At 45.8% G+C, this 15663-nt stretch carries 8 protein-coding genes; 3 read left to right on the top strand and 5 right to left on the bottom strand.

The features are described 5' to 3' along the window. Positions 1-72 precede the first annotated feature (72 nt). Positions 73-3114 (bottom strand): protein DpdE, encoded by a 3042-nt coding sequence (dpdE, locus tag QUA23_RS25560; RefSeq protein WP_333078667.1) that lies wholly within the window; start codon positions 3112-3114, stop codon positions 73-75. Positions 3115-3407: 293 nt separating this feature from the next. On the opposite strand from dpdE, the gene QUA23_RS25565 reads away from it, so the two are divergent. Next, positions 3408-4187 carry an ABC transporter ATP-binding protein gene (locus QUA23_RS25565; RefSeq protein WP_333078666.1) on the top strand — a complete coding sequence of 260 codons (780 nt, stop codon included), beginning with the start codon at positions 3408-3410 and terminating at the stop codon, positions 4185-4187. A gap of 237 nt (positions 4188-4424) precedes the next feature. Here the strand turns inward: QUA23_RS25565 and QUA23_RS25570 are convergent, their stop codons facing one another. Continuing rightward, positions 4425-5255, bottom strand: a complete 831-nt coding sequence (locus tag QUA23_RS25570) for a PEP-CTERM sorting domain-containing protein (RefSeq protein WP_333078665.1) — start codon at positions 5253-5255, stop codon at positions 4425-4427. A 317-nt stretch (positions 5256-5572) separates the two neighbouring features. Here QUA23_RS25570 and QUA23_RS25575 point away from each other — a divergent pair, with 317 nt between their 5' ends. Next, positions 5573-6280 carry an ABC transporter ATP-binding protein gene (locus QUA23_RS25575; RefSeq protein WP_333068607.1) on the top strand — a complete coding sequence of 236 codons (708 nt, stop codon included), beginning with the start codon at positions 5573-5575 and terminating at the stop codon, positions 6278-6280. A gap of 173 nt (positions 6281-6453) precedes the next feature. Here QUA23_RS25575 and QUA23_RS25580 read toward each other — a convergent pair whose 3' ends face one another. From QUA23_RS25580 to QUA23_RS25590, 3 genes are all read right to left on the bottom strand, one after another. Further along, positions 6454-11946 carry a response regulator gene (locus tag QUA23_RS25580; protein ID WP_333078664.1) on the bottom strand — a complete coding sequence of 1831 codons (5493 nt, stop codon included), beginning with the start codon at positions 11944-11946 and terminating at the stop codon, positions 6454-6456. Between the two features lie 565 nt (positions 11947-12511). Next, positions 12512-13954 carry a hypothetical protein gene (locus QUA23_RS25585; protein ID WP_333078663.1) on the bottom strand — a complete coding sequence of 481 codons (1443 nt, stop codon included), beginning with the start codon at positions 13952-13954 and terminating at the stop codon, positions 12512-12514. A 33-nt stretch (positions 13955-13987) separates the two neighbouring features. Further along, entirely contained in the window at positions 13988-15280 is a 1293-nt protein-coding gene (locus QUA23_RS25590) for a glycosyltransferase family 39 protein (RefSeq protein ID WP_333110576.1), read from the bottom strand. A 178-nt stretch (positions 15281-15458) separates the two neighbouring features. Here QUA23_RS25590 and QUA23_RS25595 point away from each other — a divergent pair, with 178 nt between their 5' ends. Continuing rightward, entirely contained in the window at positions 15459-15611 is a 153-nt protein-coding gene (locus QUA23_RS25595) for a hypothetical protein (protein WP_333078660.1), read from the top strand. Positions 15612-15663 lie beyond the last annotated feature (52 nt).

The following is a 15663-nucleotide window of genomic DNA, read 5'->3' on the forward strand; positions in this document are numbered from 1 at the left end:
ACTCATGTTCAGTCCCGAAAAAAAGATATTTTACCATCTCTTCCTACTCTTTATTTTATTTTTCGGAGATGTCTAATTACTAGCATCAATAAACTCATTCAGAATCGGCAATCGACTTTTCGCTAAGTTGTAATCTCGGCATGGATGACTGCTTTTACCTTTATAGGGACGTTGCAGGATATTCAAAAGTGGTTCATCTTCAACAATGCTCATTGGTTCATACCGAGCATCAATGAAAATTGTCTCTATAATTGGGGGAAGTAGCGCATCTGTACGTCGCTTTAGAGCCTTGTATTTGTTATTATCTATCCCAAAATTTGTTAAAACTTTTTGGGCTATCTCTAAATTGGCTTCGACTATATAATTAAAGCGAAAACCGAACCATTCCATCCCTTCCCCAGCCTCCCAAGATTCATCGCATCGCCAGATTGCAAATGCTTGACCCCTGTCATCCCAATGGATATAAGATGCTAGTGCTTCCACAAATCCTTCCCCAATACGGTAGAGGTTGACACCAGGATATTGAGTTGATATTCTCCGGTTATAAGTACCAGAGGGTTGTGCATAAGCAGCAAAGCGAGTTTGCAGATCGTGGAGGGGAATTAGAGTGCGCCTAGTAGGTTGATAACGCCCTACTTTTGCTAAATTCGGATCGTCAATTTGTTTGAAGTGCAGTGCTTGACATATCCAGTCTTCTGTTGCTCGTTTAATTTCCTGATGGCGAGCATCATAATCATCTAAACTTTGAAAATATTGGGTAGCGTTTTCATCCTGGGCATCTATTTCATCTAAAGCGTTTTGTTCGCTAATCTTTACCTGTTCTTCAGCAATTTCTTGTTGGATAGTTCCTATCATTTCCAATAGTCCACTAGCACCAGATTGAAACAGAGTGGTTACCAGTCCTGGTAGTTTTTCATCTACATAAAACTGGAGACTGGCAATTGATTGATGAAAGATGCCGAAACCGTCTTTTAATAATTGATACCAAGCATCGTGAGGGCTATCCTCTAAGTCTGAGCCTGCGAATACTGTAAATTGAACATTTAAAGGGCGACCAATGCGATCGATCCTACCAATCCTTTGTTCTAAACGATTTGGCGACCAGGGAAGATCGAAATGAATCATCCAATCAACAAATTGAAAGTTCCGACCTTCTTCAGCAGAGGAATCGCAAACAAGGATAAAACAATTTCGGTCATTTTTGAACTGGTTGAGGCTTTTCTCAACATGAGAACGAGACAGTCCTAATTGATGGCTAGCTACAGATGCCTGACCAAAGGTATCTGATAAGCACCGGAAAATTTCAGCGCCTGTTTGGGCAAAACTGGTGAAAATGACAATTTTAGGTAGGGGAGTTCCCGATATCGGTCTGCGAATTTGCTGTTGCACCTGTTCAAGCAATTTATGAAGGTTGCTGCGATAAGATTGAAGTTTAAAAGTCTCTGAAAGATGATACAGTATCACTATCTTTAGTAATTCGAGGCGAGATCCTTCTTCTGAAGGTTGCTGAATAATCCTTAGTAAAGATTGCAAAATCTGTTCTTCCCCAGAAAATTTAGGGGTTTCGGTCAGAATGCGGATATTATCAGCACCAAATTCTTGAATCAAGGCAGAATGGGAGATGCCGCTTAAACGGGTTTCCAGCACTTGCGCTAAAATCCCTAACCAAGTCCCGCTAGCACGGAATAAAAGTAGAAAAATTTGCTGATATTGTTGTTGGTGAGGAGCGACTGTGCGCCATTCATCAATTAGTTCGTGAATTTCGGGCGATCGCTCATCTAAGTCATACTCTACTTTTGGTGTCACATTTCGGGCAAAAATTACATCTTCCACCGCAGCGCGACGGTTGCGGAGCATTCGACGGTGTAACCGATAGGTGTCGCTGATGTGGGTGCGAATCGATCGCACAATTCGATCTCGATCGGCGGGGAGTGTTTCTGGAGACAGCAAACAATTTTGTAATTCCTCTACGAGATTTAGCAGATATTTATCTTCAGCAAAAAGGTTTCGCAGTTGGTTGAGGTTAGTTTTAAGCACAAACGGATTTGCTTTCTCTTTAAATGAGAGTAAAACTCGACCAATTTGTTGGCGGTTTTTCACCCTCGCACGAAAACCTTCTAAATCATCAAGTTGATAGGTTGTCGGATCGAGTAAGTGCAGCATCGCCAGGAAATCTTGCTCGTGATTGAGAACTGGAGTTGCAGATAATAGAAGTAGGCGATCGCTTTTATGAGCGAGGTGTTTGCAAGTCTGGAAACGCCTGCGGTGTATCGAGTCTGAAGAGGTCGCCATTGCTGCAATATGATGTGCTTCATCTAAAATCAGGAAGCCCAAATCGGCATTCGGGCTGACTCGATCGACATCCTCAACTGCAAGTACCTGGACACGATTGTCCAAGTCAGAGACATAGAATTTATGTTCTAATTCTTGAAGCCACTGTTCCCGCAGGTATTGCGGTACTAGCACCACTGCACGTCCCTGCGGTTGATCGAGGAGATACTGGCGAAGAATAGCACCTGCTTCGATCGTCTTTCCCAGTCCAACTTCATCAGCTAAGAGGTAACGTTGAATGGGGTCTTCGAGTACGCGGCGGACAACTTCAACTTGATGAGGATAAAGGTCAATATTGGCAGAAATCAGCCCTGTCATCCCGCGACTGACAGCGCGTTGTTCGATGAGACACTGGACAAAAGCTAAACGTCGAGCGTGAAAGTAGGGCGTTTCCTGACCTTTCATCGCTAGAGTTTCGATGGGGTCATCGATGGGTAGGTTGCAACGAACGTAAATTTCCTGTTCACCAACTAATGCTATCTTTTTATCGGGTAGATCGATTCGATACTGACCTTTGTCTTCGTCCCAGTCAAAAATTCGGCCAATTATCCATGTATCCTGGCTTTCTGGCTGGATGTAGCATCGTGTCTGAGGCGGGAGTTGAACTCTATAAAGCGAAGTTAAGGGTAAGGTTTTTTCAAGGCGTTGCCCAATTGAGCAGAAGTATTCAACTGTTGCTGTAGAGTAAGATAGCTCGGTAACTTTTCCGATTCCTAAGTCGTTGTTTGGCGATTTTTCTGCGGAGACGCTTCGCGATCGCACCAGCAAACCAAGCTTCATCATAGTTCCGGCCTCTACATTCCCTCTTACTAGAGTAGCCTATCCCCATGAAAAACTACCAGTGTAATTTAATTTTCCACCCTTTTTGTCCTTAAACTCAAAGGGAAACCTTAAACCGAAACGCAGTCATGAAGCTTAGCCCAAGACTTTCTGTAACGCATTCCGATCCCCCAATCTTTCCGTGTGGTAACAAGCATCCCACCACAGCCAAGCTGACGCACTTTAACAGAGCGGATTTGGTATTATATAGAATCCGAGCTATAACAGCTTAACTAATATTAGGAATCACAACTAAAATGTCATTATTAGAAGCACAGCAACTTACAATGCGATTCGGCGGTTTGACTGCCGTCAACCAGGTTAGTTTAACTTTGGAAAAAGGATCGATCGCCAGTTTGATCGGCCCCAACGGTGCAGGCAAAACTACCTTTTTTAATATGTTGACGGGTATCTACAAACCGAGTGGGGGACAGTTGGTACTTGAAAATAAAAATATCACTGGTTTGCCTCCGGATCACTTGACAACTTTCGGCATTGCTAGAACTTTTCAAAATATCCGCTTGTTTAACAATATGACTGTGCTGGATAATGTTTTAGTAGGTAGACACTGCCGATTAAAAACAGGTTTGTTGGGCGCAATTCTCCGCACTCCGGCTGTGATGATTGAGGAACGAGAAGCTAAAATAAAAGCGCTGACTATGCTGGATTTTGTCGGTTTAGGTACTTCTAAAGCGCCGGAGTTGGCAAAAAACCTTTCCTACGGCGACCAGCGCAGATTGGAAATTGCCAGGGCTTTGGCTTCCGATCCGAAAGTGTTACTTTTGGACGAACCGACTGCCGGGATGAACCCGAACGAAACGGCGGATTTAACTCGCTTTATTTATCGGATTCGCGATGAGTTGAATTTGAGTATTTTGCTGATTGAACATGATATGAAGGTGGTGATGGGAATTAGCGATCGCGTGAGTGTTATGGAGTACGGTACTAAAATTGCTGAGGGAACTCCGGCAGAAGTTCGCGCCGATCCTCGCGTGATTGAGGCATATCTGGGAAAAGAAGAAGATGGACAGGGATAATGGGTATTATGTGCCGACAGATAAGTGAGGTGGGCAGTGTGTATCCTCGGAAGAAAGGATATAATTTACGACAAATTAACCGAATAAAATTAGGGCGGGTTTTACAAAAAATCTGTAATTCAAACCGATAATATTTATCAACCCGCCTAGGAAGACAGCATTTTATAACGAGCAATTCAACGGGAATGAGAGGAGGTGCGCCTTGCACACCCTACGGATTAATATTCAGGGGTTTCCCTAAACTTTTGATTTGACTTCCGACATTTCTTTCTGGTTTTTTCTCTGCCTGACAAACAATCCTAAAAATATTGCAGTAGCTAATACTGTGCTCGGTTCAGGAACTGCTTCTGCCTCTGCGATATTGTTTTTAACTTCTACCAATGTTAAGTTAGTGGCGCTGTTGAATGTCCGGGAATACACCCCAGAAGTATACAGGAGGCTTGTTGCTGTACTTCCTTGAGCCATTAAATTAAAGTTAATGTTTGTTGGCTTAAAGCTTTGACTGGCGAACCCACTCAAATAAATTCCCCCAGAAGAGTCTAAACCGCTGGCAAATTGAAAAGAGTCTAACAAAATGTTAGTAACAGTGTTAATCACCCAGAAAGATATACTGCCATTCGCCCTGGCGCGTTCGGATTGAGGGTTGTCCACTGATGTTAAAAGAGCTAAAAATGTCTGAAAATTGAAGGAAAAAGTTTCTTCGGCATCAATGAAGAAGTCGCCGATCACTGCTGCTTGACTTTGGGCTAAACCGGAATAGTTATCCCCGTTACCTATGACTCCACTTTGTGAGAGATTTGCTGCCAGCAATTCGTGACAGTTAGATATAAAAACTGCATTAGCGTTCGCTTGGCTAATAACTGAAGCGGTGTTAGCTATTGTCTGAGTGTAAGTGTTAGTAACTCTACCTGTGTCAGTCGGTGTGTGACTGAAGTTGTCAATAGTTACTGCTGCCGCAGAACCGGCTATTGTGGCAGCACTGCTGGGCGCTATACCTACACTCAAGCTGGTTACTAAAGGAGTTGCTAATAAAAATGCGATCGCTCCACTAATGTGATTGAATTTCATGGTAGATTTCCTTAAATTTGAAAACTTTTAAGTGCTGTTATTGGTAACTTGTAGCGGTTGGTTGCGCTTACGTATTAATACTACCTACTTACTTAGAGATTTTTGTAAAGCTACTGTCAAGAAATCTTGTGTTTAAGTAAAAATTCTGTAAAGTTGGTCGCCCCAGCTACTAAAAATACATTGTAGGGGAGCTAGAGCTGGTGTTGATCTAAGTAAAATTACTTATTACTCTAAAAAAAGTTAATTTTCAATAAATGCAATAAAAATTTATAATTAGTCTGGATAATATAATAAAGCACAAAGCAGAAAGAGTAATTATGTTGGAAATTAAAGACATTCACACCTACTACGGGAATATCCACGCTCTCAAAGGAGTATCGCTAACAGTCTCGCAGGGAGAAGTTGTGACATTAATCGGCAGCAACGGGGCGGGGAAAACGACCACTCTCCGCACGATTCAAGGACTGCTGCGGCCGCGCCAAGGCACTATATTATTTGAGGGAAAACCTTTAGAAGCACTATCTACAGAGGCGATCGTCCGTTTGGGGATTTCTCAAAGTCCCGAAGGGCGGTTGATTTTTCCGCGAATGACGGTGCAAGAAAACCTAGAAATGGGTGCTTATCTCCGCAACGATACTCTCGGTATCAAGTCGGATATGGAAAAAGCATTAAATTTATTTCCTCGTTTGCGAGAAAGAATTAGTCAAAAAGGGGGAACTCTCAGCGGCGGCGAACAGCAAATGTTGGCGATCGCCCGGGCTTTGATGTCGCGCCCCCGCTTGTTATTATTGGACGAGCCGAGTATGGGATTGGCACCGATGTTAGTCAGTCAAATTTTTGCGATCGTCCGCGATATTAATGCTGAAGGAACAACTATTTTACTGGTGGAACAAAACGCCCGCATGGCTTTAAGTGTAGCCCACCGCGGCTATGTAATCCAAACCGGTCAGGTAGTAGTCGCTGGTAGTGCTAGCGATTTGCAGTCAAATGAAACTGTTCGCAAAGCATATTTAGGTGAAAGTTAAATATAGGCATTGGGCATTGGGCATTGGGCATTGGTTATTGAAACTTACAACTAACAACCAAAAACCAACAAATAACAAATAATATCGTTTCCGGTTGCATCGGTATTGTTCAAACAGTCAACAGTCAACAGTCAACAATTCCGGAGGAGTGCAACCGGAATTGATATAACAAATTACCCTATTTGCGATCGCAACTTCCCCGTTTCCAATTCCGTCTCAAAAGCCGCCCGCACCTTTTCCCACTCCGCTTGAGCTTCCAACAGGCGATCGCGCGCCGTACTCACATCAAAAACCTGTTCCCCTCCAGACTCAACCGCCACGCGGCCCATATACTCCAACTCCTTGCAAACAGCAGAAAAAGACACGGCTCCTAAATTGGCGCTGCTCGACTTCAGCGTGTGAGAAGCCAGCTTCAAACTATCAGCATCGCCCAGAAAAATAGCCTCCTTAATAGTTTCTAAATGTTGCGGTGCGTCTACCAAATATATCTTAATCAGCTCCCCCAAAAAATCTGGGTCTTCCTCATCATCTAGCTCGCGGAGATTTTGCAAAATATGAAAATCAATCGGCGAATCTGCTCCCGGTTGAACGCTCGAAGATGCCGCAGCATCACTGTCAACTTGATCGGGAATATCTTGATTGTTTTGCTCAGTAACCGCATCCAATTCATCCCGAATCAGAGGTGAGCACTTGCTTAAGGCGATCGCCAACTCTTCCCGGCGTACCGGCTTAGTAATATAATCGTCCATACCTGCTTCCAGACACTTTTCGCGATCGCCCTGCATCGCATTAGCAGTCATCGCAATAATTCTCGGCTTCTTGTTAGCAGGCCATTCCTGACAAATGCGGCGCGTCGCTTCCAACCCATCCATGTTCGGCATCTGCACATCCATCAGCACAACATCGTAAGATTGCCGCTTCAGCGCCTCCAAAACCTCCAACCCATTAGCTGCAATATCAGCCCGATATCCTATCCTGTCGAGTAAATGCGTAGCGACTTTTTGATTCACCACATTGTCCTCAGCCAGCAAAATCCGAATCTGACTAGAATTAGCTGCATCCTGTCCGGCAGAATTCGCAGCAACCTGCCTTAAAACAGCAGGCGTCCGCTGCACGCGGTGCTGTTCTTGAGAATTTTCAAAATACTTCAATCCCGAAGTCAAAGTCACCACATTTGAAACTTCTCCTCTGCCGCTTCTGCCAGTAACATATCCAAAAACTTGCAGCAACACATTATAAAACTGGGACTGTTTTAAAGGCTTAGTTAAAAAAGCAGAAAAATGTACTTCTGTAGTTTCAAGTTTTTTCCAAACTTCCGCCTTACTTAAATAAGTAAACAGCACCAAAGGTAGTGCTATTTTGCGAGGGTTGCTAACGATGACATTAGGATTTTGAGCGTCGCCGCCGGACAAATTGCTTAGCTCAAATTTCCGAATCTCCACAGCCAAAGCCACACCGTCCATATCTGGTAGATTCATCGCCAAAATAGCTAAATCGAGCGGCGAATTTCCTTTGATGATTTCCAAAGCCTCAGCACCCGAAGTTACAGCCACGGGTATCATTCCCCAAGACTCTGCCTGACGGATCAAAACTTGCCGGTTAATGGCATGATGCTCAACAATTAACAAGCGCTTACCGGCGGCAAATTCAGGCCTTTTTTCCTCAGCCCGGATGTCATTCGCTTCAGCAGTGACCGTGAAATAAAAAATCGAACCCGAACCCGATATCGACGGCGGAGTAAATTCTGCAGGCGACCTTCCAGCGATACTTTGTCCGATCGCAGAAACGGCCGGTTGAGACTTAGAACTTCCCGGAGTAACCTGGCTGACAACCCACATTGTACCGCCCATCATATCGCTCAAACGCTGGCTGATAGCCAGTCCCAAACCCGTCCCGCCGTAATGTCGCGTTGTCGAAGCATCCACCTGCGAAAAAGCTTTAAACAGGCGATCCATCCGGTCTGGCGGAATGCCAATTCCCGTATCTTGGACAGCAAATTGAATCTCGTATTGTCTGCTGCGTCCCAACTCTCCCTGGTTAATTGCTAGCGGTTGTGGCTCTAGAATATTAATTCTTTCCAGCAAACTATTAGTAGCTACCTGTTCAATTTGCCTAGCCGTACAGCACACCACAATTTCTCCAGATTCTGTAAACTTAACTGCATTGCCCAGGAGATTTACCAAAATTTGGCGCAACCTCGTGACATCTCCTAAAATGTTTTTGGGAACAGAATCATCAATAAAGTAAGCCAGCTCTAAACCTTTTTCTGAGGCTCTAGGAGCCAGTAATTCCAGGGATTCTTCTATACAGTTTTGCAGCTCGAAGGGGCTGCGTTCCAAATCTAATTTTCCAGATTCAATCTTGGAAAAGTCGAGAATATCGTTAATAATAGTCAGCAAAGCATCGCCGCTGGTACGAATTGTCTCCACAAAATCCCGCTGTTCAGGAGTTAGTTCCATATCCAGCAGCAAGCCCGTCATCCCGATGACCGCATTCATCGGAGTGCGGATTTCGTGACTCATAGTCGCTAAAAATTCGCTCTTGGCTCTATTAGCAACTTCCGCCGCTTGTCGTGCATGATCCAAAGCTTCATTTTGCTCGGCTAACTGTCGCTGTCGCTGAACTTCCGTTTCTAAAAGTTGTGCTTGAGCTAAGGTAATTCCAACTTGAGCCGCAACATCTTCTAACAGTTCAATTTCGTCGGGATTCCACTGGCGAGTTGCATCGCACTGGTGCAAAGTAATAATTCCATTTGGTTCTCCTTGATAGGAAGTGCGAACAGCCAACATAGATTTTAATCCGATGCGGCGGCACATTGGCCCCGAAGATTCCAGCAAAGGATCGGCAAACACATCGGGAGATGCCAGGGCTATATCCTCAGCGAGGAGTTTTTCGGTGTAGGGGTTATAAGTGACAGAAAGTTCTAAATCTAAAGCCGATTCGTGGCCGGGTTCTAAGTATTCCGCGACGCAAGGAAGGTGGGGATAAGGTTCGGAAAGATAAGTGTGAATTGTACAGCGATTGACACCAAATACGCGGCCGATTTGGGTGGCGGTAGTTTGAAAAATTTCTTGAGTGTCTAAGGTCGATCGCACTTTTTGAGTAATTTGTTTGAGTAGTAAAACGCGCTGGTACTGACGTTGCAAAGTTCGCTCTCGCTCTTCGCGGGCAATTTCTGCACCGATGTAATTGCCCATCAACTTTAAAATTTCAAAATTCAGCGGTTTAAAAGGAGATTTAGTGGTGCGAGAAGTAAAGCTCAAAGTGCCAAAAATTCGCCCTTGCACTATTACCCTCGTCCCCACAAAAGCCTCCAACTTGCGGACGCTGTAAGCGGGGTGGTTGCGCCACTGAGTAGTGCCGGCTGATTCGACAGAAATAGGTTCGCTCGATCGCAAAACCTCTCGCTCAAAGGTTCTGCTCAAAGCAAAACCGTCTCCTTTAGCAAACCCAAAGGGAAAATCTTCCGGTACATAAGCAGCAATCACTTCGTAGCGATCGCCCAAAACCCTGCCCAACAGCCCGATATCCATCCCAAACTGACTGCAGCCCATTGCCAGCAACCGGATCGTTCGATCGTCAAAAGAGCCTTCCGAGGTCACCATTACCTCGTAGAGCGATCGAATTGCCCGCTCGCTTTCCCGCAGTTCCTCAACTCCTTCGATGCGGTTGCAGACATCGTGTAAAGTTCCGAAAACTCCCGCTATTTCGCCTTGCGAATTCCGCCGGACTTGGGCAAATAGTTCCACGGAAACAAAGCCGGAATTACTGTGAATTCCCAAGGAGTTTTTACCCGAAACCGACTTGGACTTAAATCGCAATTCTCGCCGTTCAAATTCCGAGTTCCCTGACAGCAAAGACTCCAATAAATTTGCACATTGCTCGCGCTCCTCTGGATGCACCCACTCTAAAAAATTAGTTTCCAAACTTTCCGCAACCTCAAAATTAGTAATTTCCGTCCAAGCGCGGTTGAGAAATTTCCAAACCCCCGCCGCATCTATGTGGAAAATTACTGTTGCTTTCAAAGAGTCAAATAGTTGGAATTGTTCTCGATCATGCTGGCGGTTTTTGACTTCAAACTGCTTGTTTGGAGTAATATCTGTATGAGTTCCTACTACCCGCAGCGGTTTCCCGGTAGCGCTGCGTAAAACTTGACCTCGGTTCAGCACCCAGAGAGTGCTGCCGTCTTTACAGTACATCCGATATTCTGCTGCAAAATCCGGTGTCTTTTGGGCGAAGTGTTCTTCTAAAGCTGCCTTTACCGAGTCAATATCATCTCTGTGGATGCGACTCCACCATTCCGATCGGCGATTCGAGATTTCCCCTTCTTGGTAGCCCAGCATTTCTTGCCACCGCGCCGAATAAAAAAACTCATCTGTTTCGAGATTCCAGTCCCAAATCCCCTGATTGTTGACTGCTGGGGAGAGATTTGGTCGCTCTACGAAACTGTGGTGAGAAATTTCAGCCACCTCGTGGCTATTTGCTGCTGTCCGCTGTATTTCGGCAGAGAGTTTTTTGTATTGAGCGTTGCTAGATTCTAGCTGGCGCTGCAAAGCAATTAAGCCAGAATGCAGAGATTTTGAATCCAGCGCTTGTAAAAGGATAGTTTTAGGATTGATAATCCCGATCGGGTGATTTGTTTCGTTGATGACTAATAAAGGCAACTGGCAGTAGTGTTTTTGCAGCAGCGCGACGGCTGCTTCGAGGGTAGAGTGCGATCGCACCAGCGGCGGCGAACTGCTGCAAATTGCTCCGGCTTTAATTTTGTTAGAGTCTCTTCCCAGCGCCTGCAACTGCACAATATCCCGCGAACTTACCACCCCAACCAGTTTGTGAAGGTTGGGATTTGTAAATTTGGAGTTGTGAGCCGCACCAGTCGATTGTTGATCTGGAGTTTCAGTGATTAATACATAACTAACATTGTGTCTAAACATCAGTTGCGCCAAATAGCGAACCGAAGAAGTAGCAGGAGCGTGAATTATTCGCGAGCCTGCGATTTGAGGGATTTGATAAAGTTTAATTAAACTTGCGGGTAGCTCTAATTTCTGATTCAGAATTGGCAGCGGCGGGGGGAACGCGAAAGCCGCAGGTTGCGAAGTGCTGCTAGTTGCTTTTGGTGTCGATTCCCCAATTCCCTGCAACATTTGCACCAAGCTTTGAGAGCTAATTAAACCGACAAGTTCTTCAGTGTCGCTGACTACGGGCAAATGGCCGATCTGATTTTTCTCCAGCAGATTTGCTAAGGCAAAAAAGTCGGGAATTTCCGATTCTCGGGCTACAGTTACGGTTCTGATCATGATTTGCTCGATCGCAAATCCCCTCAAAGCAGCGCCGATCGAATTTAGCTGTACGATATCTCGCGCTGTAAAAATCCCCAGCACTGTCTGCCCACCCGCATAGGGAGCCTTTGAGCCGTTGAGACGCAGCCCGTTGCCTCCTGCCTGTACCGCACGCGGTACACCGTTGTAGAAACCCGACTGTTCCCGCGATTGTGGGGAAGTCCCGTTCATGGGATTTCCGAGTTGAGAATTCCCGCGCGGTTCTACCACGAGGACGTAACTGGCTCCTGTGCTACTCATCAGCTCGATCGCCTTTTCTACGGGCGTCTCAGGGGTGACGGTGAGGGGATTGCGGTTGATGACCTGACTGAGGGAGGGAATAAACATCAGGGGGCATAAAAGTGATATTTGTTGGAAAAACCCGATCGCAAGCAGCAGATTGATTGAGAGGCTTTGCCCGCGAGATTTCCAAGCGCGCTCAAAGTTTCTGTACGATTAAACTCACCCCTACTTCCAGCATCTTGGCATTTAAAATTAATTCCGTGCCATATCCTGATAATTGACGGCTTCTGACTTTCAGAACCAATGCTATCTGCCAGAGGGCCCAGATGAAGGCGGGCGGGTAATTCCTCGCCTAGCCCAACTGCTGCGGGTTTACGAGCAAGAATTTCTGCGATTGTCTAGACTGCACCCTACTTTCTGCCCCTCAACGGAACTCTCGCTCGGATTCTGTTTGAGGCAAGATACCTGCACGCTACCAATTTACCAGCGACAGGAGGGGAATCACAACAGGACGACTTAGGTATGGCAACTGTGCAATTAGGGGTTCGAGGGTTCGAGGGTTCGAGGGTTCGAGGGTTCGAGGGTTCGATGGCCAAATAGGCAGAAAATAAATAATTCTGAGCATAACTAATCCTATCTTATCTCAATTATGGCCCAGAGGATTTGAGCTTCAATTCTGGCGATCGAACTTGATGAGAATAGCGGTGTTCCCCGCCAGTGCAAAACTCGCATTTCCGCTCTTCAGCCTTAAGTTACCAACAACCTCATCCATTGTTTTAGAACTGAACTCCCGCACCGTGCCATTACCAGTTTTTATCAGCTCCGAAATATCAGCATTAACAGTGTAAGATGTTGCTCGGTCATTGACAACCAGCAAAGAAACATTCTTGCTAGCATCAAGAGTTGCAACTGCCATTAAATCCGAACTGTTAGTGATAGGAAAAAATGTAGTTTTCCCGCCCTGCAATGCCCTAATGCCCATCCGCAAAGCATAGTAGCCAGTGCGCCGTTTTCCCCCGTCCCCTAGCAAGCCTTCTGGCAGTCCCGGCTTTCCCCAGTCGTACAAACAGAATATGTGACTGCCGTAAATATAATTATCCCCCGGTTGGGAACCTCGAATCAAATTCTTAATCAAATTTAAAGCTAAAGAGAAATCCCCGTAGCTAATCTCGTAACTTCCCCATTCTCCTACCCAAAGCTGCGAGTTAGCGCGGACAGTACCGTTCATCCAGCCGCGCACTTTGCGGGTGTAGTTAGAAATATCTGCATCGTAGTTGTGGACATTGACTGTATTGAAATAATTCGGTATTTCCTCCAAAGCACTAGCCGGCCAATTGCTGCCACCTACGGTTTTCGGGCCGTGGATGCGGTAAGTGCGATCGGGCAAATAAGTTTTATAAACAAAGTCGATCGCATCTTTTGCCACCTTAACCAATTCAAAATAGTCAGCCTTAGTTCCGCCCCAACCCTGATCCCGATTGTCCGGTTCGTTGTGAATTTCCCAATCATCAACGCGGTAATCATTGCGAACATTCAGCCAATAAACCGTAGCAAAAACGTGTTCCCACCACTCATTCCAATCTTCTTTTGCGCGCGGCGGATTCAGTTGCAGCGCCCAACTCGGCCGCCAGCTATTATCAACATTACGAATACTGACAACCGGGCGAATATTTGCTTTTTTTAGAGTATTAAAAATCGTCCTGGCATTGCCTTGCCAAACAGTACCGGGTTCTCCCGACCACCAATAATCGCTACCCTGGGGCGGATTAGTCATAATCTGATCCCAGTGCGCCCAATTAATTATATTTGGATTTGTCTTAATTTCGTCAATAGACGGCCAACCGTATTGACCTTCGTCGTCTTCGGGTTCCCACCGGGACATCCCGCCGTAAATGCGGTAGGTATTAATTCCCAAATCTTGCAAATCTTTGATGTCGAAATTGATATTGCCCTCGACTGCACCGATGTAGCGAGTGCTAACACCCGCAGCAGTACCGGAAAATTTAATTGTTTCGATGTTTTGAGCAAAAGTGGTCGTGACGCTGAACAACCCTATGCCAAGAGCAATTAAAATGGCGAGGGTAAAATTCCGAATAATTCTTTTTGAGAACACTGGGTTAATAACTCATGACAAACTGCCTACTACCTACTGACTAATTAACTTCAAGCGACGCTGAAGTTCTCCCGCCGCCGTAGCAATTACGACCGCCAAAATCGGGTGCAGCGGCTCGCTGTAGCGAACTTCTGCATAAGTGAGCGCATGAATCACATTAAAATAGCCACAGACTAGCAACAGTGGCAAAAACTCCCGCCAGCGATGCCGCAAAACTATCATGCCCAAAGCAGCAAATACAGGCAAAATTCGCGACGCTAAAATGCCGACAATCCGTTGCGGCGAAAAGAATGGCCGCATTGCTTCCACATTAAACATAGCGTGATAAGGCCAGTCACTTATAGGGTTTCCCAACCAGAAAAAAACTGCCTTTTGCAAACAATACCAGAGATAGACAGCAGGCTCGCGGAGGATGGAAGCGATCGCCCGTTTGGTAAAATAGCGATCGCCCTCAATTGTAAAAGCATTGTGTCCCCCATTCCGCTCCGGATTGAGTTCTTCCTGCCAAATCTGAACCAGATTGCGTTTTGGCAGTTGTTCGTAGGCCAAATGATAAAACTCGGGACTTCCTTGCCACAGCAGCGCCGTAGAAACGCTGTAAATCAAAAAAGTCTTGTGAGTTCGATAATTGTGGTAAGTCCAAGGTGCAGTAATGATGATAATTGCGCCCACATAAGCCATAAACAAAGCTATCTTGCGCTTCAAATGCCATTGGCGCGGCATCAATAGTGGCACAATTGCTGGAAGCAACATCGCTGTCGGCCGACAAAGATTTGTAATTGCCAACAGCGCACCTGCTAATGAAAAATTTTGCCACTGCGGCTCTTCCAATGCCCGCAGCAGACCCAGCACTGTTAAAACTATTAAAGGCGCGTATAAAATCTCTGTTTGCACCCGCGTGACATGAAGAATGAGGGAGGGATGCAGCGCAACTAATCCAGCCGCTACTAAGGAACTTTGAGGGCCAGTAAAACGCCGTGCTAGGATAAAAGTTAGGGGTATGATTGTCGCCCCCAAAAAAGCTTGTACGTAGACTACAGATGCCGGAGAACGACCAAAAATTGCATAGCATCCAGCCACAAAAAATGGATAAACTGGTGTCCGGTTCGGTCGCTCAAAAAAATGACCCTTCAGCAGATCGTATGCCAAACCCTCATAGCCCGGTTCGTCGCCTCTGAGACGGGCGGGGGTATCGGGGAGAGTTTGGTTGGTGCGCCACGCCAAATAAAGGCGGAATGCCAGTCCCAGCAGCGTCAGCCCAATCAGTACCCAGACAATTATGGGGTGATTTCTTTGCTGCTGCGCTGCAGAGAGGTCTGGTGTCATAAAAACTAACTGCGAAGATTTGATTTGCTTGCTCCCAATTTTTTAGGTTGGGAATGTCAAAAATTATATCATTTTACCTTCCATCTTTTTGGATAATTAATGTTTTGATACCACCGATGTATTTAATGTGAACGGGCGAGCATAACTCCTCAAGGAACAGCCAGACATCGATCGCGCAATGCAATTGGTCAAAGAACAAAACCCCACACTTTCGCCCGCCATCAATCGCACCTGGATTGACTCGCTGGGACGTGCGGAGGTAATTGCAATCTACCGCATTCACCCCAGCGAAATGAGCCGGCGCACTACGGAGGGCATCAGCAGTCGGTGAATGTCTCTGCGGGCATGGGAATAATAATTTTCTGAGTGAATCGCGATCGTCC

This window comes from Microcoleus sp. Pol1C5 (assembly GCF_036701115.1).
In the GTDB taxonomy this organism is placed as follows: domain Bacteria; phylum Cyanobacteriota; class Cyanobacteriia; order Cyanobacteriales; family Microcoleaceae; genus Microcoleus.